The organism is Shewanella morhuae, from assembly GCF_003028295.1.
GTDB classification, from domain to species: Bacteria; Pseudomonadota; Gammaproteobacteria; order Enterobacterales; family Shewanellaceae; genus Shewanella; species Shewanella morhuae.
Genome location: NZ_PYSG01000002.1, coordinates 1,570,193 through 1,590,409, shown reverse-complemented (window position 1 = coordinate 1,590,409; position 20,217 = coordinate 1,570,193). Strand labels below are relative to the sequence as shown.

Here is a 20,217-nt window from a genome sequence, read left to right as displayed (position 1 = left end):
TGGTTAGACAGAGTAACGCAGAGAGGCCAGAAAAGAGGCCTATTCAGCGGCTCTGCTTATCCCAAACTCAGGTTATTTAAGACGTTGGTCACTAAAAAAGCCGTCTAGCATCCAATGCTACGACGGCTTTTTAATATCAGTTATCGGTTGAATAGGATTAAGCCGCGACTTTTGAACGATTAAGTTTAACTGTAATAAACACCGCTAAAGCGCAAATCAGTCCACAGACTAAGCCGACTAAATGTGCTTCGGTTGCCACGCGCGCGCCTATCATGGCGGTGACGTCACTGCTTGCGCCATAAAGCTGTTCGTAGCCGACTTTAATAATAACGCCAATTAATAGCACATACCCAGAACGCAGCTTGTGCACAATATCTTGCACAGCGCCATAGACGAACAAACCATGCAACATACCGCTTAAGCCAACGTAACCAAGCAATTGCGGATAACCCACATACAAGCCTATGCCTTCAAACAAACAGAGAATAAAAAATAGCGTACTCAATCCTTTGAGATGATAATGAAAGTGGTGCAAAAACAGCACTACCCATAATCCTGCTAGATTCATCAACAGATGCCATTGATTCGTGTGCAGCAAATTACCACTGACTAAGCGCCACCATTCACCGCCATTAATCGCGCCGCGATTATAGGCAAGTACATTGTCGATAGTAGGGCTTGTTAAACCCGCAAGGTATAAGCCAGCGCAAATCAGACTAATTACCAGTGCGAGCCAATAGGGATTGCGTGTCATGCCTTAGACTCATAAGCGTTAAGCTCAGCCATCACTGTGGTTTTATTTTGCAGATAGTCCTCTAATCCACGTTTACGCAGATGACAAGCAGGGCAATCACCACAACCATCGCCAATGATGCCGTTATAGCAAGTGAGCGTATGATGACGCACTAAATCAAGTTGCTGATATTTATCTGCCATTGCCCAAGTTTGCGCCTTATTGAGCCACATTAATGGCGTGATGATCTTCAGTTGCTTATCCATACCTTGAACTAAGGCAGACTCCATCGCTTTAACAAAATCGTTGCGACAATCTGGGTAACCAGAAAAATCTGTTTCACACACACCGGTGATTATTGCCTCAGCGCCTAATTGGTAGGCATAAATACCCGCAAGCGTTAAAAACAGAATATTACGCCCAGGCACAAAAGTATTGGGCAACCCATTTTCCATTAACTCATGTGAAACGGGAATGGCATCGCGGGTGAGGGCAGAAATCGCCAACTCATTAAGCAAGGTAACATCCATGACTTTGTGACTGGTGATCTGCAAACGTTTCGCTAAAGATTTAGCCACTTCAATTTCTTCGCGGTGACGTTGGCCGTAGTCAAAGGTGATGCCGTGTACTTCATCGTACTGGGTTAACGCTTGAATAATGCAGGTTGTAGAATCTTGTCCGCCACTGAAGACAACGACTACTTTGGAGGCTAAGGGGTTTGACACTGAATTTATTGACATAAGGAATTTCACTTGGCCGTAGAACACGCGTAAATAGGTCGTTAGTGTAACTCAGGCCATAGGGCTTGCAAACTCTGAGAATCAACGCGAAATAGATTTATTCGGCGTAAAAACTTGCAGCGCAGGTTAAAATCCACTATAAATGCCGCCCCATAAAAAGTGGAATGTCAGTATGAATTATCCCGTCAATGAAGTCTTTGAAACCATTCAAGGTGAAGGCGTTTTTACCGGAGTGCCCGCCATATTTGTCCGCCTACAGGGTTGTCCCGTGGGATGTGCTTGGTGCGATACTAAACAGACATGGGATGTGCTTGAAGCCAATAAAGTTGAGCCAGCGCAAGTGATTACCGTAGATGGCACCATTGGCCGCTGGGCTGAACATAGCGCCCAGAGCCTGATTGCCGCTTTTAATGCCAAAGGTTTTACTGCGCGCCATGTCGTGATCACCGGCGGCGAGCCTTGTATGTACGATTTACGTGATTTAACCCAAACCCTCCACAGTCAAGGTTTTGCTACCCAAATTGAAACCAGTGGCACTTTTGAGGTGTTGTGCGCCGATGATACTTGGGTGACGGTATCACCCAAGGTGAATATGAAGGGCGGTTATCAGGTGTTAGCGCAGGCATTGAACCGTGCCAATGAGATTAAGCATCCTATTGCCACTGAAAATCATATTGCTGAATTGGATAGCTTACTGCAAGACATCGATATTTCAGCTAAAACGATTTGTCTGCAACCAATAAGCCAAAAGCCTAGAGCAACCGAACTGGCGATGAAGATATGTATTGCCCGTAATTGGCGTTTATCAATTCAAACTCATAAATATTTGAACATTGATTAATACCAACAGGTTAATGCCAATAGGTTAATGTATCAGTCATAAAAAAATGCCTCACTCATCGTGGGGCATTTTTATGGCTGATATTTAGCGATGAACTTTTAGTCCAATTACGCTAAGGCAGGGCGCAAATCGTACACATTTAACCAAGCTCACTTAACTGGCCTAAATGATTAAATGCTGCGAGTTGACGCTCGTAAGGCGCAATATCACCGATATTAGCTGCAATCCAATCGGTATCGTAGTAGGTATCAAGGTAACGCTCACCCGAGTCACAAATCAAGGTCACGATTGAGCCTTGCTCTCCACGCGCTTGCATTTGCACGGCAAGTTGTAAGGCACCATAGAGGTTGGTTCCAGTCGATGCACCTGTTTTGCGGCCAATCAGCTGTGCTAACCAGTGGATGGTTGCTACTGACGCTGCGTCGGGAATTTGCAGCATAGTATCGACCACTCCTGGAATAAACGATGGCTCGACCCTTGGCCTGCCAATACCCTCAATTTTACTACCATTACAACACGTCAAACTGGCATCACCGTTATGATAAAAATCAAAGAATACTGAGTTTTGTGGATCGACCACGCACAGCTGCGTCGCCAAGCGTTGATAGCGAATATAACGACCTATGGTCGCCGATGTGCCGCCCGTGCCAGGGCTCATCACAATCCAACGTGGGATAGTGTGAGGCTCACGCTCCATCTGATTAAAAATGGAATTGGCTATGTTGTTATTACCGCGCCAGTCGGTTGCACGCTCGGCGTAGGTAAATTGATCCATATAATGACCGCCTAGCTCTGCGGCAAGCCGCGCTGATTCGGCGTAAATTTCACTTGAACTGTCGACAAAGTGACACTGGCCACCATAAAAAGTTATCTGTTCTATCTTCTTTTTAGCGGTACTTTTTGGCATTACCGCAATAAAGGGCAATCCGAGTAAACGGGCAAAATAGGCTTCAGAGATTGCCGTGCTACCCGATGAGGATTCAATAATCGGTGTGCCTTGCTTAATCCAGCCGTTGCACAGGGCATAAAGGAAGAGAGAGCGGGCGAGACGGTGTTTTAAACTGCCAGTAGGATGCGTACTTTCATCTTTGAGATAAATATCAATACCATCGAGCATCGGTAATTCAAGTTTGATAAGGTGAGTATCGGCGCTGCGCTGAAAATCAGCTTCAATTTTACCTATTGCATGAGCTTCCCATGAGGAGCATAAAACATGCGCCCTGCTTAGATCCATTGGTGGTTGCATCGTGTTGTTCATTATTGTTATATCGAAAGGAATCATATTTAGAGCATATCACAGCCACTGGCAAAGCGGCTTTATTGGATGAGTGCAGATTTAGGTGAATAAAACTTAGCTTAGGTGAATAAAAAATGAGGTTAATATTGGGTTTAGATGAATGAAACTTAATTGTGGGCTAAATGCGGTTAACAATAAATAGCATCAAAGCGGTGGGGCAGCGGAAGTGTCACTGATAGATTAAAAATGAAATTATAAGCGAGATGTACAACAAAATAGGTAATTTATCACGATGATATACAGCAGGATACACATTATGCAGTGGATGTAGCGAAAGAAATGGTGGAGGGAGAAGGATTCGAACCTTCGAAGGCTGAGCCGTCAGATTTACAGTCTGATCCCTTTGGCCGCTCGGGAACCCCTCCACAAACTTTCTTTTAACCTGCTTACAACTGACTTATCTAAACAGCAAACATTAGATGAAGCTGCTTATATCAGTAAATTTATCAGCGTTATTCTAAACATCGGCCTAGTTTAGAATATTTAACATGATTATCTGCGTTAGAGATAAAATGGTGGAGGGAGAAGGATTCGAACCTTCGAAGGCTGAGCCGTCAGATTTACAGTCTGATCCCTTTGGCCGCTCGGGAACCCCTCCACGAATATCTTTAACGCTTTGTAAAACTCTGCATCATCTTCAAATAACAACATCATACAGCGCAAATGGTGGAGGGAGAAGGATTCGAACCTTCGAAGGCTGAGCCGTCAGATTTACAGTCTGATCCCTTTGGCCGCTCGGGAACCCCTCCTCAATTGCGGCGCCATAGTAGTCAGAAACCTTTTATATGTAAATAGCCAATGTAAAATTTTCCTAAAGTTATGTGCCAAATGGTCGATTAATTAACAACGAATTGTTTTGACGATGTTTTTTTATGCAAATTGATGTTCCTTTAGTCAACGAAGCCCAAATTGGCACCCGCTTAAATGCGGCGATAGAAAACGACCGACGGGGCGAATTCGCCCTGTTATTGTCGTTATTGTCGGTTGATGCGCGGGACATGGCACAATTCCAATGGCAAAACGATCTCAATATGGCGCAAAAATTACAGCGTCAATTTGAATTGCCACTGCAGCAAGCCTTAATTGCGGATTTATCCTCTGTCGAACCTGTGGTTGATAACAGCAGTATTTTTATAGCAGAGGGCCCGCGGGCGTTTCAATTACAGCAAGCATTACGTCCAGAAGCTCTAGTGATCCGTGGCGGAGAGTCTGTGGCAATGGCAGAAGCACTGAGTAATTGCGACCATGTCACCCAGCTAAGGCAACGGGGTCAATTGATTTCGCCTAAAGTCGATATCATGCATTTTGTTGATCAATTGGCGATACAACGTAATTTGGCTCCTCTACTGGCTTCTGCATAACGTTTGAGTTGAACGCGATAACGTTAACTTAGGCGCGAACCTAAGGACTTATTTTTTATTCTGTTTAATTTCAGTAAATAAGCGTGAGCTAAAGCAAACTATCACAGTAGTAAATTGCCTATAATTAGCACCCAACTGAGTTAAAAAATTAACGAACATATTTCAGTTATGTCGTTATTGAGTCGCTATATCGATAAGGAATAAAAATGAAAGGCATAATAGAAGCGCAGAATCCCGCAGTGAATGATACTTGTACCGATTGTGGCAGTTTTGTTGATATCGGTGCTGTGATTGATGAGCATGATACGTTATTAACCTTAAATTTCACGGGTGATAGCGCACTAGCGGATGCTAATGAGATGGCTGCCCGTGCCCAAGCACGTTTTGCAGAAGTACAAACTGAATGTGTGACTAAGACAACTGACGTAGTTCTACTACTGACTTTTAGCGTTAGCGCTGAGAAAATGATTTTTCAATTAGAGAATGGTTTGTAATAAAATTATTTAATTTTTAGTATGTTACGCAGTATTTTTTAATACGGCTAAATACAGATATTTATTTAAAAATACTGCAGTTGTAAATTTTTTAGTATTAAATTCTACCGTATATTGCTGAACTTATTATGGATGGTGTAATCTGCCCCAAATTAGAATCATTCTCACAGTCATTTTTAAATTTCAGATCAATTTGCCACGGCAAAGATCTTTAGCCCAACACGAAGTTTTGTAGGGATCCAGCGTGAAGCGACGTCAGCATCAGCACTTATTGGAGTCTTTAGTACATTCGACTGCGAAGCAGCAAGGCGATTTTACTAAGACGGCAGAGTTAACCACGGAATTGTTATGTCAAAATGTAACGCTTTCTTTGGCATCAGTGTGGATGTTTTCACCGGATCAACAAACTCAGTCACTTGAAGCGCAATTTGGTTCTATGATGTTGCAAGATATTCATCGACCTAAACGACTACAAAGTTGTCCTCGCTATTTGCATGAGCTGCAAACCCATCGTCATATTGATGCTGGTAATACTGTTACTGATTCGCGTTTAAGCGAATTGGCCAGTGGTTATTTTATTCCTAGGCAAATTCACTCTAGTCTTGAGGTAGGCATTCGAATAAACGGTCATCTTGAGGGTGTGCTCTGTTTAGAGCGATCGCACGTCACGCCCCATTGGCACGACAGCGAAATTCATCTTGCTTGTCAGATGGCCGACCAATTAGCACTGACATTAGCCATAAAGCACAGCTATGAGAAAGAAGAAAGTTTGAGTTTATTCCGCTGTGCGGCGGAGCAATCAAAACAAATCAGTATGTTAATTAATTTACATACTGAAAAAGTTGAATATGTTAATCAAGCTCACAGTGATATTACGGGCATTCCCCGTGAACACATTATTGGTGCTAACCTTCGCGAGTTATCCTTTTTCAAGCAGCATGGAAAATTAGCCGAACAGACGCTAGCACAGATTTTTAAGGGTGAGATCGTCAAAGGTGAAGTGCAATTTCACCGTGACGATGGCAGTCATTATTGGATCCAATATGTGTTAAGCCAGTTTATTACTGAGCGGGGTAATCACTATGCTTTGGTGTCTAGTGTCGAAAATACCAGCGAGCACAACTATCGCTCTGAACTCGAACGACTCGCGTGGCGCTGTGGATTAACCGGTCTGCATAACCGCACACATTTTAATCGAGTGCTTGAGCGAACAACACGAGGAGTGTTGTTATTAGTTGATCTGGTGGGTTTTAAACGTTTTAACGATACCTATGGTCATGGCAATGGCGACAGTTTATTGATTGAAATAGCACGCCGTTTGAGACAGTTTTCCGAGTTTACCAAAACTACCGAAATTGCCCGTGTGGGTAGCGATGAATTTGCCGTGCTGCTCACCGATGCGAATGATGTGTACGATACAGACTATTTTAGTCATCGTCTGTATCAGCATTTATCTATGCCTATTTTGATTGGACGAGAGCAAGTAGAGCCTAAGCCTGCACTCGCTGTCGTTAATATTGCTTCAGTAGTGAATATGTTTTCACCGCTAACCTGTGCAGATATTGCCGTGCAGTATGCTAAAAAGAAAAAAGGCACAGCAATACAAGTGTTTAATAGTACTTTGTTGAGTGCATTTAAAGAAGATGCACAAATAGAACGCGATTTGCACGGTGCACTGCGTGGCCGACAGTTTGAATTGTACTATCAACCTTTAAGGGATTTAGAGCAAAATACTTATATTGGCGCCGAAGCGCTGATCCGTTGGCATCACCCCCAAAAAGGTGTGTTATTTCCCGCATCATTTATCAATATTGCTGAACAATCGGGGATGATTAATGCTATCGGCAGTTGGGTGTTAGAAGCGGCATGTCGGCAATTAAATCTGTGGCAACATCATAATACCGATATGACCATGCATGTTAACGTATCTGCTCGTCAGTTCTTTAGTGGTAATTTATTCGAACAAGTGTGGCAACTATTAATCCGTTATCGATTAAAGCCTAAGACATTGATTTTAGAAATTACTGAAACAGAGTTAATGGGGGATGTTCGTCATGCAACGCTGTTATGCCAAGAGCTGGCAGAACTAGGAGTTGGGTTAGCTATCGACGATTTTGGCACTGGCTATAGTTCTATGCGTTATTTAAAACAGTTTCCAATTAGTAAACTTAAAATAGATCGTTCATTTATTTCAGATTTAACCGTTAGCCGTGAAAGCCGCGAAATTGTCTCAGCCATTATTGCGATGGCGAATGCATTAAATATTTCATTGACGGCAGAAGGGGTTGAAACGGTTGAACAAGAAGCGTTTTTAGCAAAAAACTGTTGTCATCAAGCGCAGGGTTATTTGTACAGTCCTGCATTGCGAGAACCTGAATTTGCACAGTTTTTATTGTTGGCCAACAAATCTGTTTTAATAGAAAATTAGGATAGATTTTAACATTATTTAACGCTTACTCATGATAATGCAGATACCACAAAGGCTGATTGCTGCTGCTTTCACTTATACACTAAGTCCACGCCTAAACATTAGCTACGCAGACACTATTTATAATGTGGCTGATGCTAGTCGCTAGTGCAGTCGTTACTTCTCATCTAACAGGTATTATCTGACATTCAATCACCAGAGTGATTTCAAACAGCATTGTTTAAGTTTTTTGCCACTATGGCAAACACAGGGATCATTTCTACCCGGTAATTTAGCCGTCATCTGCTGGCCTTGGCTGTAATACCAACGGCCAGCTTGGTAGATAAATTCTGAGCGTTCATAAATCGCATCTATTTCACCTTTGAGTTTATACCAGGCCTTAAAAGTCACCGAGCCCTGCGTTTGCTGAGCGATTGACGAACTGTCAGCTTGAGTGCAGTGTGCTGCATTTTGATGATGTTCGAGTACCTCTAGCCTAAGCCAATGTGGGTGCGGGCCGATATTGAGACTCGCGAGCGTCAGGCCATTTAAGTAGTTTGGGTGATGTGTCTTTAAAATGTAATCAAAATTTTTCAAGGCAAATGCGCTATAACGCGAGCGCATCAGTTGCAACGGAGTATTGGCAATGATTTGCCCACTATCTACATGTATATGTAGAGGCTCACAGCAATTTTGATAGTCGATATCGCTGCCACAAGGGCAAGTGTTTGATGTTTTTTTCATATTGATATACTACGGATAATATTTAATTTTATTACATTACAATTCGTTTTAGTGTGTTTTTTCTAAATTCTAGGGTAGTTTTTTACCAGAGGGTAAAGGAGGGAACTGACGACCATAATATAAGTTAGGTACAGGTTTCGCATTCAGATAATAACTAGATTCTGCTCGATTACTGGTATCTAAGGTCACTTTCCATTGTGTTGCCGAGACTTTTTCAGTACCAATAGCAAACTTGCCTGCAAATTCACTCACAGGTTCACCCGTTTCTTGTGCAGGATAGAATCTCACTAAGTAATAGCCAGTATCGATAGCCCCATTACCCCATATTTTACGCTTGGTGACACGAAAATCTATGTCAATGCTCGCTTTCTTTTTAAGGATTTTATCAAAAAACTTTTGATAAATCGCTGCAATGCTATCTCGGCCATAATAAATTTCTTTATTCTGACTTTCGGAAAGATAACTTGCTTCATCAGTGTAAATTTCGCGGGTGACTTCAGATGATAATTGATTAAATGCCCGAATAAACATGGGATAATTAGCATTAATCAAGGTATCTACTGAAGCAGTTGTAGATACTTTAGGATTAGCGAAGCTTGGCTGCGACAATAGGCACATCAGAGCGAGTAGCAAAAATTTCATCAGTTTATTCTAATTCTGGCAATCATGGCGCCACTATAGTGGAGCTTTTCACTGAACTAAAGCTTTGAATGTTTACAAAGTGTGTTCTATATAAAAAATAAGATAGTGCAGTAGTATTAAGGGGCCTATCTAAATTGGACGGTTATTGAACAAGGATTTATTGAGTTTCTTATAGCACTTGTTCGCACAGGCCGAATACAAATTAGAAAAGGGTGGGTTTACCTAATTTTAGTTTGACATCCGTAGTGGCAATGTTTAATTTAAACGAGTGTTTAAATTATTTCAAGGTCACGGAATGGCAAGTCGATCTGATACAAAAACTAGAATACTTGATGCAGCAGAAAAGTTGTTTGCTGAACGGGGGTTTTCTGAAACGTCCTTGCGACTTATCACCAGCAAGGCGGAAGTGAATTTAGCATCGGTCAACTATCACTTTGGTTCTAAAAAAGAGTTGATCCGTGCTGTATTAGCACGTTATTTAGACGTGTTCATGCCAGCGGCTTCTAACCAAGTAAACCAGCTAAATACTGCCCCAACAAAAGCGACTCTGGAAGAAATCCTCTCTTCATTGGTCGATCCACTATTGGATTTAAACGCATTACGTGCTGGAGGTACCAGTATATTCCTGCAGCTTTTGGGCCGTGGTTATATTGAAAGCCAAGGGCATTTACGTTGGTTTATTACCACCCACTATGGCCAGCATCTCGATGCTTTTATTAAAGCTGTTTCAGCCAGTGCACCACATATTCCCCCCGCAGAAATGTTTTGGCGTTTACACTTTACCCTAGGCACGATTGTATTCACTATGGCATCTGCTGATGCTTTAAATGATATTGCTGCGGCTGAATTTGGTGAACATAATGATATTGAAGCAGTCATTCGTAAAGTCATCCCCTACATGGCGGCTGGTATATCAGTCCCGGTAAACTCTTAACAAAAGGTATTGATTATGTTAACGATTATAATTATTGCCCTGGTTGCCATTATCGTATTATTGGCGGTAAAAAATATCCGGATGCAGTTGGTTACGCGCCCAGTATTTAGTTTTTTTAAAAAAGTCTTGCCGCCGTTATCTGATACCGAGCGTGAGGCGATGGAAGCTGGTGATGTCTGGTGGGAGGGCGAGTTATTTCGCGGAAATCCAAACTGGAATACCTTACACAGTTACGGTAAACCAACGCTAAGTGCTGAAGAGAAAGATTTTATCGATAATCAAGTCATGACAGCGCTGACGATGATTGATGATTTCGACATAGTGCATAATCGTAAAGATTTACCGCCAGAATTATGGGAATACTTCAAAAAAGAAGGTTTCTTCGCACTGATTATCCCGAAAAAATTTGGTGGTAAAGCCTTCTCTGCATACGCTAACTCGACAATTGTCAGTAAATTAGCCAGTCGTAGTGTCAGTGCGGCGGTCACGGTTATGGTACCAAACTCATTAGGTCCTGGTGAGTTGCTGACCCACTATGGTACGAATGAGCAAAAAGATCGTTGGTTACCGGCTTTAGCTAAAGGCGATGAAATTCCTTGTTTTGCATTAACTGGCCCAGAAGCGGGCAGTGATGCTGGTGCAATTCCTGATATTGGTATTGTGTGTCGTGAAATGTTTAACGGCGAAGAAATGCTCGGGCTCAAACTCACATGGGATAAGCGCTACATTACGCTGGCTCCTGTGGCAACAGTTTTGGGATTGGCTTTCCAGATGCGCGATCCTGAAAGCTTGCTTGGTGATAAAAAGAACTTAGGCATTACCTGTGCGTTGATCCCAACGGATCATCCTGGCGTTATTATTGGCCGTCGTCATAATCCATTGGGTATGGCATTTATGAACGGTACCACTCAAGGTAAAGATGTGTTTATTCCGCTGGATTGGATTATCGGCGGCCCTGATTTTGCTGGTAAAGGCTGGCGTATGCTGGTTGAGTGCCTATCCGCTGGTCGCGGTATTTCCCTTCCCGCATTGGCAACGGCCTCTGGCCACATGGCAATGAAAACCACCACAGCTTATAGCTATGTGCGTCATCAGTTTGGTATGGCGATTGGTCAATTTGAAGGGGTGCAAGAAGCGCTAGCGCGCATTATTGCTAACACTTATCAATTAGAAGCCGCGCGTCGGTTAACCACCACCGGCATTGATCTTAAGGTTAAACCTTCAGTGGTCACCGCGATTGCTAAGTATCATATGACCGAATTGGGCCGTTCAGTGATGAACGATGCCATGGATATTCAATCGGGTAAGGGTATTCAATTAGGGCCTAAAAACTATTTAGGCCATCCTTATATGTCAAACCCGATTTCGATTACTGTAGAAGGGGCAAATATCTTAACTCGCTCCTTGATGATTTTTGGCCAAGGCGCAACGCGTTGTCATCCTTATGTACTTGCTGAAATGGAAGCAGCAGCAATGGAAAATCAACATGAAGCACTAGAGCGCTTTGATGCGCTATTAATGGGCCATATGGGTTATGCGACTCGCAATGCCTTTAGTGCATTATTTAATGCGCTGACAGGGAGTCGTTTGGGTAGTGCGCCAGTGAGCGGCGAAACGAAGCAGTATTATAAAGATATGACGCGCATCTCATCTGCATTAGCGGTAATGACGGATTTATCCATGTTGATCATGGGCGGCGATTTAAAACGTAAAGAAATGATTTCTGCTCGTATGGGTGATGTACTGAGTCAGTTGTATTTAGGCTCAGCGACCTTAAAGTTATTTGAGGATAATGGTCGTCAACAGGATGACTTACCTGCGGTACGTTATGTCATGGCTAACCGTTTACATTTAGCGGCTAAAGCGCTCGAAGATACAATACGTAATTTCCCAAGCCGTCCGGTCGCTTGGTTATTGCGTGGTTTAATCTTCCCGTTAGGTAATCACTTCAATGTACCGACGGATAAAATGGCAACTGACTTAGTCGGTGGCATGTTAAAACCAGGGCCCGCTCGTGACCGTATTACCTTTCTGTGTCCTGAGTTTGAAGGGGATAAGGGCGGAATTGCTGAAGTAGAGCAAGCGTTTATTGCTCAATATGCCTGTAAAGACATCTACAAAAAACTTAAAAAAGCGCAACGTGCTCGTGAGTTGCCAGTAAAAGTGCCTAATATTATGCTGTTCGCAGCCGCATTAGAAAAAGGCCTGATTACTGCTGATGAAGCGCAAAAACTGCAGCATGCAGATAAATTGCGCTTAGCTGCCATAAATGTGAATGATTTCGAAGCGCTATAGTGATCAGATTTACCCTCTAGTCCAAGCGGTTTGATTAAGCCGTTTGGACTTCTCTTTGGAATAAGAGTGCAGAGCGTAAAAGTAGACATAAAAAAACCACCTTTATAAGGTGGTTTTTTATTGGCTTTTGTTTCTAACGAGCTTTCGTCGTTAGAAACAAGGTAAGCGGTTTATGCAATTAAGCAACGATCAACACTTTACTGGTGTTAGTGCCGCCAATTGTTTCCATTGAGTCGCCTTTGGTCATCAGTACCATATCACCACTATTCAAATAACCTGCTGCAGTTAATGCTTCTAACGCTTTTTTCGCTAGCTCATCGGCTGGGTAGATAGTTGAATCGAAATAGATAGGTAATACACCGCGATACAATGCCATTTTGGCCAGAGTCGTCGGATGACGTGATAACCCAAGAATTGGCAGTGAAGAACTAATACGTGACATTAATTGTGCAGTAGCGCCCGATTCCGTCAGTGCAATAATCGCCTTAACGCCTTCAAGGTGGTTCGCCGCATACATAGTCGATAATGCAATGGTTTCTTCAACTGAAGTGAAACGCACATCAAGTCTATGTTTAGATACAATCACACTTGGGTGAGCTTCAGCACCAATACAAACACTTGCCATGGCCTTTACGGTTTCTTCTGGGAAGTCACCGGCTGCTGTTTCGGCAGATAACATCACCGCATCGGTGCCATCAAGTACAGCGTTTGCCACGTCCATTACTTCGGCGCGGGTTGGCATTGGACTTGAAATCATCGATTCCATCATCTGCGTTGCAGTGATGACGACTTTATTCAATTGGCGTGAGCGAGCGATAAGTTTCTTTTGTACCGCTACGAGCGCAGCATCACCAATCTCAACACCTAAGTCACCACGGGCAACCATAACAACATCAGAGGCTAAGATGACATCATCCATAGCGGCATCCGTTGCAACGGCTTCAGCACGTTCAACTTTAGCAACGATCAAGGCGTTACAACCAGCTTGGCGGGCAAGATCACGAGCGTAATCTAAATCAGCACCACTGCGAGGGAAAGACACGGCTAAATAATCCACTTGGATCAATGCAGCAGTCAGAATATCTGCTTTGTCTTTTTCGGTTAGCGCAGCAGCAGAGAGCCCACCGCCTTGCTTGTTAATACCTTTGTTGTTAGATAAAGGACCCGCCACAGTGACAGTGGTATGTACTTTACGGCCTTCAACACGCTCAACGCGTAATTGAACACGTCCGTCATCTAGCATCAAGATATCGCCGATTTTAACATCGTCAGGTAACTGCTTGTAATCGATACCGACTTGCGTCTCGTCGCCTTCACCTTTTGCAAGCTCTGCATCAAGCACGTAGGCTTGTCCTAATACGAGTTGTACTTTTTTATTATCTTTGAAAGTAGAAACGCGGATTTTAGGGCCTTGTAAGTCACCAAGAATAGCCACATGAACGCCTAACTCTTTAGCGATTTCGCGCGCTTGAGTTGCTCGTTTTAAGTGATCTTCTGGGGAACCGTGGGAAAAGTTAAGACGTACAACGTTTGCGCCTGCCGCAATAATGCGACGTAGGTTATCATCACGATCTGTGGCGGGACCTAGAGTGGTGACGATTTTGGTTCTGCGGAACATAAGATACTCCGTTAAAGTTAAAAAAATCTTGGGGCTATATTACCATGCTATTGCAGATTTTGTAGTAAAGTTACAATCAAATTGATCTTAAGTTATGTATGAAATTTGTGAGGTATCGCTGATATTTGTACGATTAATGGCTAGGTTAACGGGTAACACTAGCCATATTTAGAAAGGGAAGCGAATTACAGTATCGGATCTTTATTGATACGCGACTCTTTTAACACTTCCTTCACACGTTTCAAATTATCGCGGAACCGTGGGCCTCGACGTAAGGTAAAGCCCGTAGCCAATACATCTATAGTCACCAATTGGGCTAAACGCGAGGCCATCGGTAAATACATGTCGGTATCTTCTGGTACTTCCATTGTCACGGGTAGGGTACATTCCATCGACAAGGGTGAATTGCGCGCGGTAATACCAATAACAGCCGCACCGTTTTCTCTTGCTAAACGTGCTATTTCAATCAATGACTTAGTACGACCAGTGTGTGATATTAGCACGACAACATCGCCTTCATTGCTGTTGATGCAGCTCATACGTTGCATAAGAACATCGTCAAAACAGATAACAGGCACGTTGAAACGGAAGAATTTATTTTGTGCATCATGGGCGACAGAAGCGGAGGCTCCTAAGCCAAAAAAGGAAATTGTTTTAGCTTGAGTGAGAATATCAACCGCTTTATTGATGGCTGAAATATCTAAGCTTTGGCGGGCTGTATCGAGTGAAGCCATTGATGATTCGAATATTTTTGTCGTATAAGACTCTGTCGAATCATCCTCCTCAACGTGACGGCTCACATAAGGTGTACCGTTCGCAAGACTTTGTGCTAGATGTAACTTAAAATCAGGGAAGCCTTTAGTATCTAAGCGACGGCAGAAACGGTTCACTGTAGGTTCACTAACATCTGCCATTTTAGCGAGTGTAGCGATGCTGGAATGTATAGCTGTTTGTGGTGATGCTAAGATCACCTCTGCAACCTTGCGTTCTGACTTACTAAAATGGGTGAGGCTTTTTTGAACCTTTTCTAGGGTATTCATACGCATATGTCCGCTAAATTGAGAATGTAATTTTATTTTAGTTGTTTAGTAGGGCAGATCACAGTTGATCACCCCACACATTAATTTTATGTAGTAATTTTTAGTAAAAATGTGCAACAAGACTTTACTACCATCAGTAATTTAAGCACAAAAAGCATATCAGATTTATAGGCTAAGTGCCTAGTTAGCTAGAATGTTAATATTGATAAAATTTGATGCATTTAACAAATTCTGTTGTTATATTACAACAAAAGTGTGGATTTCTTCATCGACATGAAGGGACACAGCATACAAAGGAGATCGTAACGCAATGGGCAAAACAACATCAAGCGCCAAAGCTTGTGACTTCGTACTCTTTGGTACTAAAGGCGATTTGGCACGACGCAAGTTGTTACCTTCTTTATACCAGCTAGATAAAGCTGAACTTCTCGATAAAGATACGAAAGTGATCGGTGTCGCGAAAGACGAGTTTACTCAAGATGAGTTTATCGAATTAGTCACGCTTGCATTAAACACTTTCGTGAAAGAGCCTTTGTGTGACGAGACTCTGCAACGTTTCCTGTCCCGCTGCCATTATATAGGCACTAATTTCACTGATTCTGCTGGTTACAGTGCGTTTCATGATTTGCTTAAACCAGAAGAGCGCGTCATGGTCAGCTACTTTGCCACGCCGCCATCGATATTTGGTGACATCTGCCGTTGTTTGCATGAACAAGATCTTATTCATCCAGACTCACGAGTCGTGCTCGAAAAGCCCATTGGCTCAGATTTAGAATCTTCTCACGTCATCAATGATCAAGTTTCGGCCTACTTCAAAGAACGTCAGGTTTACCGTATTGACCATTACTTAGGTAAAGAAACCGTACAAAACTTGATTGCGCTGCGTTTTGCCAACTCGCTATTTGCCTCCAAGTGGGACAACCGCACGATTGACCACGTCCAGATCACCGTTGCTGAAGAAGTGGGGATTGAAGGCCGTTGGGGATATTTCGACAAAGCTGGCCAAATGCGCGACATGATCCAAAACCATTTGTTACAAGTGTTGACACTGGTTGCCATGGATCCACCCGTTAACTTAGACGCCGACAGCATTCGTGATGAAAAAGTGAAAGTACTTAAATCACTGCGGCCGATCAATTCTGACAATGTGTATGAAAATACCGTACGCGGTCAGTATAGTGCAGGCTTCTTAAAGGGCAGCCCTGTACCGGGTTATCTTGAAGAAGAAGGCGCTAACACTCAGTCGAACACTGAAACTTTCGTGGCGATTCGTGTGGATATCGATAACTGGCGCTGGGCTGGCGTGCCTTTCTATTTGCGTAGCGGTAAACGTATGCCGTTCAAGAGCTCTGAAATCGTGGTGTATTTCAAAAATCCACCGCATAACCTCTATCGCTCAAGCTACCGTAATCTGCCACCAAACAAGCTAACGATCCGTTTGCAGCCCCATGAAGGGGTTGAAATTCAGATGATGAATAAAGTACCGGGTCTGGAGCAAAAACAACGTCTACAAACCACCAAACTCGATTTGAGCTTCTCTGATACCTTTAAAAATGAGCGTATCGCTGACGCCTATGAGCGATTATTACTTGAAGCTATGCTGGGTAATCAAGCGCTATTTGTACGCCGCGATGAAGTTGAGCAAGCATGGACTTGGGTTGATGGCATTATCCAGTCGTGGGAGCAAAGCAATGAAAAGCCGAAACCTTATCCAGCAGGTACGTGGGGTCCGGTTGCATCGGTTGCCTTGATCACGAAAGACGGCCGTTCGTGGGACGAGTAGGAGGCTTTAATGATTAAAGAAACCGTATTTAAATCTTTCGATACGCCAAGTGCGTTAGAACAACAGCTGGCAAATAGAATTGCCAGCCAGTTACAAGAGGCGGTTGATGCTCGCGGGAAAGCCAGTTTGGTGGTTTCCGGTGGTTCAACACCGCTTAACTTATTTCAACTACTGAGCATGAAGTCCATTGATTGGAGTGATGTTTACATTACTCTTGCCGATGAGCGCTGGGTTGAAGCCGACGCCGATGCTTCTAATGAACGTTTGGTGCGAGAGCATTTATTACAAAACCGTGCAGCGAATGCCAAATTTCGTGGTTTGAAAAATATGTTCTCGACCGCAGAGGCCGGCGCCGATATGGCCGCTGAATCTTTGTCTAATTTCCCACGTCCTTTTGATGTGGTGGTATTAGGTATGGGTAACGATGGTCATACTTGTTCGTGGTTCCCCTGTAGCGCTGAGCTTGATAATGCGCTAACAACTCAAGCTCTGTGCGTGGCGACTAACCCTACCACAGCACCCCATGGCAGGATCACGCTTTCAAAGAGCGCAATCTTGAACAGCAGACAAATTTATCTGCACTTGGTCGGGGAACAGAAACTATCCGTATATCGTCAAGCGTTAGAAAGTGACGATGTTCATGCAATGCCCATTAGAGCCATATTAGCGCAGCGTAAAACGCCCGTTGATGTGTTCTGGAGCGCTTAAGGAGCCAAAATGCACTCAGTAGTTCAAGCTGTTACCGACAGAATTGTTGCCCGTAGCAAAGCATCTCGCGAAGGTTATTTAGCCGCATTAAATGATGCACGCAATAATGGTGTACACCGTAGTTCGTTAAGCTGTGGCAATTTAGCCCATGGTTTTGCTGCCTGTAACCCAGATGATAAAAATGCCTTACGCCAATTGACCAAAGCCAATATTGGCATTGTTACCGCATTCAACGATATGTTGTCAGCGCATCAACCCTATGAGCACTACCCTGAGTTGCTGAAAAAAGCGTGTCAGGAAGTCGGTAGTGTTGCTCAAGTTGCGGCCGGTGTGCCAGCAATGTGTGATGGTGTGACTCAAGGTCAACCCGGTATGGAGCTGAGTTTACTGAGCCGCGAAGTCATCGCCATGGCAACGGCAGTGGGCTTGTCTCACAATATGTTTGATGGTGCTTTACTGCTCGGGATTTGCGATAAAATTGTACCTGGCTTGCTTATTGGTGCGCTAAGTTTTGGTCACTTACCTATGCTATTCGTACCAGCAGGACCGATGAAATCAGGTATCCCGAATAAAGAAAAGGCCCGCATTCGTCAGCAATTTGCCCAAGGCAAAGTAGATCGCGCGCAGTTACTTGAAGCGGAATCTCAGTCATACCATAGTGCGGGTACATGTACTTTTTACGGTACTGCCAACTCGAATCAACTGATGCTTGAAGTCATGGGTCTACAGTTACCGGGTTCTTCTTTTGTTAATCCAGACGATCCACTGCGTGAAGCCTTAAATAAAATGGCGGCTAAGCAAGTATGCCGTTTAACCGAAATGGGCACGCAATATACTCCAATCGGTGAAGTGGTCAGTGAGAAGTCAGTAGTTAACGGCATTGTGGCGCTGTTAGCGACAGGTGGTTCAACTAACTTGACCATGCACATTGTTGCCGCAGCGCGCGCTGCCGGTATTATTGTGAACTGGGATGATTTTTCTGAATTATCCGATGCAGTGCCATTAGTGGCACGCGTTTATCCAAATGGTCATGCCGATATTAACCATTTCCATGCTGCAGGCGGTATGGCTTATTTGGTCAAAGAATTACTTGATGCGGGTCTCTTACATGAAGATGTAAATACCGTTGCAGGCTTTGGTTTGCACCGTTATACCCAAGAACCAAGATTACTTGATGGTGAACTGCGCTGGGTTGATGGGCCAACGGAAAGTTTAGATAAAGAAGTATTAACCTCTGTGTCCACGCCTTTCCAAGCCAATGGCGGCTTGAAATTATTAAAAGGTAACTTAGGCCGTGCGGTGATTAAAGTGTCTGCGGTACAAGCGCAGCATAGAATCGTCGAGGCGCCCGCGGTGGTGATTGACGATCAAAACAAACTCGATGCTTTGTTCCAATCAGGTAGCTTAGATAGAGATTGTGTGGTGGTGGTTAAGGGCCAAGGTCCAAAAGCCAACGGCATGCCAGAACTGCATAAGTTAACCCCATTATTGGGCACGCTTCAGGACAAAGGCTTTAAAGTGGCGCTACTGACAGATGGTCGTATGTCTGGCGCTTCGGGTAAAGTCCCTGCGGCGATTCACTTGACGCCGGAAGCCCTAGATGGCGGCTTAATTGCCAAAATCCAAGATGGCGACTTGATCCGTGTTGATGCGCTAACAGGCGAGCTAAGCCTGCTCGTACCTGAGGCTGAACTAGCTAGCAGAACTGCGGGTATCGTTGATTTACATCACTCTCGTTATGGTATGGGCCGTGAATTATTTAGTGCACTACGTTCAAATCTAAGCAGTCCTGAAACTGGTGCGCGTTGTACTAATGCCATCGATGAACTTTATTAATACAAAGGAAGAATAACGTAATGCTTGAGAATAACTGGTCACTACAACCACAAGATATTTTTAAACGCAGCCCGATTGTTCCTGTGATGGTGATTAACAAAATTGAACATGCGGTGCCATTAGCACGAGCACTGGTTGCCGGTGGTATTAGTGTGTTAGAAGTGACACTGCGTACGCCTTGTGCACTTGAGGCTATCACTAAAATTGCCAAAGAAGTGCCTGAGGCGTTAGTGGGTGCAGGGACGATTTTAAATAAAGCCCAACTTGATCAAGCTGTTGCTGCTGGTGCGCAGTTTATTATCACCCCAGGTGCAACGGTTGAACTGCTTAAAGCGGGTATGGATGGCCCTGTACCATTAATTCCTGGTGTTGCGAGTATTTCTGAGGTGATGACGGGGATGGCGCTCGGTTACACTCATTTTAAATTCTTCCCAGCTGAAGCCTCTGGCGGTGTGGATGCACTAAAAGCTTTTTCAGGTCCGTTAGCAGATATTCGCTTCTGCCCAACAGGCGGCATTACCCCAAGCAGCTATAAAGATTACTTAGCGCTAAAAAATGTTGATTGTATTGGTGGCAGCTGGATTGCGCCAACTGATGCAATGGAGCATGGTGATTGGGAGCGGATCACTCAGCTTTGTAAAGAAGCCATCGGCGCTTTATAAGACGAGTTTTAAATTAAGATGAAAAAAACCACCGCAAGGTGGTTTTTTTCATCTGTTGCATTTAATTTTACGAGTATGTTTT

17 protein-coding genes and 3 tRNA genes are annotated in these 20,217 nt (G+C 43.7%); 10 read left to right on the top strand and 10 right to left on the bottom strand.

Annotated elements, in window-relative coordinates; translation table 11 throughout:
* Positions 1-157 precede the first annotated feature (157 nt).
* Positions 158-754 carry a rhombosortase gene (gene rrtA, locus C9I43_RS07540; RefSeq protein WP_107883007.1) on the bottom strand — a complete coding sequence of 199 codons (597 nt, stop codon included), beginning with the start codon at positions 752-754 and terminating at the stop codon, positions 158-160.
* Positions 751-1,473, bottom strand: a complete 723-nt coding sequence (gene queC, locus C9I43_RS07535) for a 7-cyano-7-deazaguanine synthase QueC (RefSeq protein ID WP_107883006.1) — start codon at positions 1,471-1,473, stop codon at positions 751-753. The genes rrtA and queC overlap by 4 nt, the downstream gene beginning before the upstream one ends.
* Positions 1,474-1,645: 172 nt before the next feature.
* Here queC and queE point away from each other — a divergent pair, with 172 nt between their 5' ends.
* Positions 1,646-2,314 carry a 7-carboxy-7-deazaguanine synthase QueE gene (gene queE / locus C9I43_RS07530; protein WP_107883004.1) on the top strand — a complete coding sequence of 223 codons (669 nt, stop codon included), beginning with the start codon at positions 1,646-1,648 and terminating at the stop codon, positions 2,312-2,314.
* A gap of 139 nt (positions 2,315-2,453) precedes the next feature.
* Here the strand turns inward: queE and C9I43_RS07525 are convergent, their stop codons facing one another.
* The 4 genes from C9I43_RS07525 to C9I43_RS07510 form a co-directional block, all read right to left on the bottom strand.
* A complete protein-coding gene (locus tag C9I43_RS07525) occupies positions 2,454-3,596 on the bottom strand; it encodes a PLP-dependent cysteine synthase family protein (RefSeq protein WP_107883002.1) in 1,143 nt (380 codons plus the stop codon).
* Positions 3,597-3,891: 295 nt separating this feature from the next.
* Positions 3,892-3,976: transfer RNA gene (locus tag C9I43_RS07520), tRNA-Tyr, on the bottom strand.
* A 148-nt stretch (positions 3,977-4,124) separates the two neighbouring features.
* Positions 4,125-4,209, bottom strand: a tRNA-Tyr gene (locus C9I43_RS07515).
* 66 nt (positions 4,210-4,275) lie between these two features.
* Positions 4,276-4,360 (bottom strand) — tRNA-Tyr (locus tag C9I43_RS07510).
* 123 nt (positions 4,361-4,483) lie between these two features.
* On the opposite strand from C9I43_RS07510, the gene C9I43_RS07505 reads away from it, so the two are divergent.
* The 3 genes from C9I43_RS07505 to C9I43_RS07495 all read left to right on the top strand — a co-directional run bounded on the left by C9I43_RS07505 (position 4,484) and on the right by C9I43_RS07495 (position 7,894).
* Positions 4,484-4,972: a VC2046/SO_2500 family protein gene (locus C9I43_RS07505; protein WP_107883000.1), complete on the top strand. Its 489-nt coding sequence runs from the start codon at positions 4,484-4,486 to the stop codon at positions 4,970-4,972.
* 206 nt (positions 4,973-5,178) lie between these two features.
* Positions 5,179-5,466: a DUF406 family protein gene (locus C9I43_RS07500; protein WP_107882998.1), complete on the top strand. Its 288-nt coding sequence runs from the start codon at positions 5,179-5,181 to the stop codon at positions 5,464-5,466.
* A 244-nt stretch (positions 5,467-5,710) separates the two neighbouring features.
* Positions 5,711-7,894: a sensor domain-containing phosphodiesterase gene (locus C9I43_RS07495; protein ID WP_107882996.1), complete on the top strand. Its 2,184-nt coding sequence runs from the start codon at positions 5,711-5,713 to the stop codon at positions 7,892-7,894.
* Positions 7,895-8,086: 192 nt separating this feature from the next.
* Here C9I43_RS07495 and C9I43_RS07490 read toward each other — a convergent pair whose 3' ends face one another.
* Both C9I43_RS07490 and C9I43_RS07485 read right to left on the bottom strand, forming a co-directional pair.
* Positions 8,087-8,617 (bottom strand): YchJ family protein, encoded by a 531-nt coding sequence (locus C9I43_RS07490; protein WP_107882994.1) that lies wholly within the window; start codon positions 8,615-8,617, stop codon positions 8,087-8,089.
* Positions 8,618-8,686: 69 nt separating this feature from the next.
* Positions 8,687-9,259 (bottom strand): DUF4440 domain-containing protein, encoded by a 573-nt coding sequence (locus C9I43_RS07485; protein ID WP_107882992.1) that lies wholly within the window; start codon positions 9,257-9,259, stop codon positions 8,687-8,689.
* Positions 9,260-9,554: 295 nt separating this feature from the next.
* Between C9I43_RS07485 and psrA the strand changes: the two genes are divergently transcribed.
* Positions 9,555-10,193: a TetR family transcriptional repressor PsrA gene (gene psrA, locus C9I43_RS07480; RefSeq protein ID WP_076500481.1), complete on the top strand. Its 639-nt coding sequence runs from the start codon at positions 9,555-9,557 to the stop codon at positions 10,191-10,193.
* Positions 10,194-10,208: 15 nt separating this feature from the next.
* Positions 10,209-12,488 (top strand): acyl-CoA dehydrogenase, encoded by a 2,280-nt coding sequence (locus C9I43_RS07475; RefSeq protein ID WP_107882990.1) that lies wholly within the window; start codon positions 10,209-10,211, stop codon positions 12,486-12,488.
* Positions 12,489-12,666: 178 nt separating this feature from the next.
* Here C9I43_RS07475 and pyk read toward each other — a convergent pair whose 3' ends face one another.
* Complete coding sequence (pyk, locus tag C9I43_RS07470) at positions 12,667-14,106, bottom strand: pyruvate kinase (RefSeq protein ID WP_107882988.1); 1,440 nt, start codon at positions 14,104-14,106, stop codon at positions 12,667-12,669.
* Positions 14,107-14,291: 185 nt separating this feature from the next.
* Positions 14,292-15,146, bottom strand: coding sequence for a MurR/RpiR family transcriptional regulator (locus C9I43_RS07465; protein ID WP_006081563.1), 855 nt, complete (start codon positions 15,144-15,146; stop codon positions 14,292-14,294).
* Positions 15,147-15,456: 310 nt separating this feature from the next.
* On the opposite strand from C9I43_RS07465, the gene zwf reads away from it, so the two are divergent.
* The 4 genes from zwf to C9I43_RS07445 are packed head-to-tail and all read left to right on the top strand — an operon-like array spanning position 15,457 to position 20,135.
* Complete coding sequence (gene zwf / locus C9I43_RS07460; RefSeq protein ID WP_107882985.1) at positions 15,457-16,929, top strand: glucose-6-phosphate dehydrogenase; 1,473 nt, start codon at positions 15,457-15,459, stop codon at positions 16,927-16,929.
* Positions 16,930-16,938: 9 nt separating this feature from the next.
* Complete coding sequence (gene pgl, locus C9I43_RS07455) at positions 16,939-17,637, top strand: 6-phosphogluconolactonase (RefSeq protein ID WP_076500473.1); 699 nt, start codon at positions 16,939-16,941, stop codon at positions 17,635-17,637.
* Between the two features lie 9 nt (positions 17,638-17,646).
* Positions 17,647-19,473, top strand: a complete 1,827-nt coding sequence (gene edd, locus C9I43_RS07450) for a phosphogluconate dehydratase (protein ID WP_107882983.1) — start codon at positions 17,647-17,649, stop codon at positions 19,471-19,473.
* 20 nt (positions 19,474-19,493) lie between these two features.
* Positions 19,494-20,135 (top strand): bifunctional 4-hydroxy-2-oxoglutarate aldolase/2-dehydro-3-deoxy-phosphogluconate aldolase, encoded by a 642-nt coding sequence (locus C9I43_RS07445; protein ID WP_107882981.1) that lies wholly within the window; start codon positions 19,494-19,496, stop codon positions 20,133-20,135.
* Positions 20,136-20,217: the final 82 nt, after the last annotated feature.

Bases quoted from the DNA above. Each gene is read 5' to 3' on its own strand.
- rrtA (WP_107883007.1), bottom strand. From the start codon at position 754: ATGACACGCAATCCCTATTGGCTCGCACTGGTAATTAGTCTGATTTGC.
- queC (WP_107883006.1), bottom strand. From the start codon at position 1,473: ATGTCAATAAATTCAGTGTCAAACCCCTTAGCCTCCAAAGTAGTCGTT.
- queE (WP_107883004.1), top strand. From the start codon at position 1,646: ATGAATTATCCCGTCAATGAAGTCTTTGAAACCATTCAAGGTGAAGGC.
- C9I43_RS07525 (WP_107883002.1), bottom strand. From the start codon at position 3,596: ATGATTCCTTTCGATATAACAATAATGAACAACACGATGCAACCACCA.
- C9I43_RS07505 (WP_107883000.1), top strand. From the start codon at position 4,484: ATGCAAATTGATGTTCCTTTAGTCAACGAAGCCCAAATTGGCACCCGC.
- C9I43_RS07500 (WP_107882998.1), top strand. From the start codon at position 5,179: ATGAAAGGCATAATAGAAGCGCAGAATCCCGCAGTGAATGATACTTGT.
- C9I43_RS07490 (WP_107882994.1), bottom strand. From the start codon at position 8,617: ATGAAAAAAACATCAAACACTTGCCCTTGTGGCAGCGATATCGACTAT.
- C9I43_RS07485 (WP_107882992.1), bottom strand. From the start codon at position 9,259: ATGAAATTTTTGCTACTCGCTCTGATGTGCCTATTGTCGCAGCCAAGC.
- psrA (WP_076500481.1), top strand. From the start codon at position 9,555: ATGGCAAGTCGATCTGATACAAAAACTAGAATACTTGATGCAGCAGAA.
- C9I43_RS07475 (WP_107882990.1), top strand. From the start codon at position 10,209: ATGTTAACGATTATAATTATTGCCCTGGTTGCCATTATCGTATTATTG.
- pyk (WP_107882988.1), bottom strand. From the start codon at position 14,106: ATGTTCCGCAGAACCAAAATCGTCACCACTCTAGGTCCCGCCACAGAT.
- C9I43_RS07465 (WP_006081563.1), bottom strand. From the start codon at position 15,146: ATGAATACCCTAGAAAAGGTTCAAAAAAGCCTCACCCATTTTAGTAAG.
- zwf (WP_107882985.1), top strand. From the start codon at position 15,457: ATGGGCAAAACAACATCAAGCGCCAAAGCTTGTGACTTCGTACTCTTT.
- pgl (WP_076500473.1), top strand. From the start codon at position 16,939: ATGATTAAAGAAACCGTATTTAAATCTTTCGATACGCCAAGTGCGTTA.
- edd (WP_107882983.1), top strand. From the start codon at position 17,647: ATGCACTCAGTAGTTCAAGCTGTTACCGACAGAATTGTTGCCCGTAGC.
- C9I43_RS07445 (WP_107882981.1), top strand. From the start codon at position 19,494: ATGCTTGAGAATAACTGGTCACTACAACCACAAGATATTTTTAAACGC.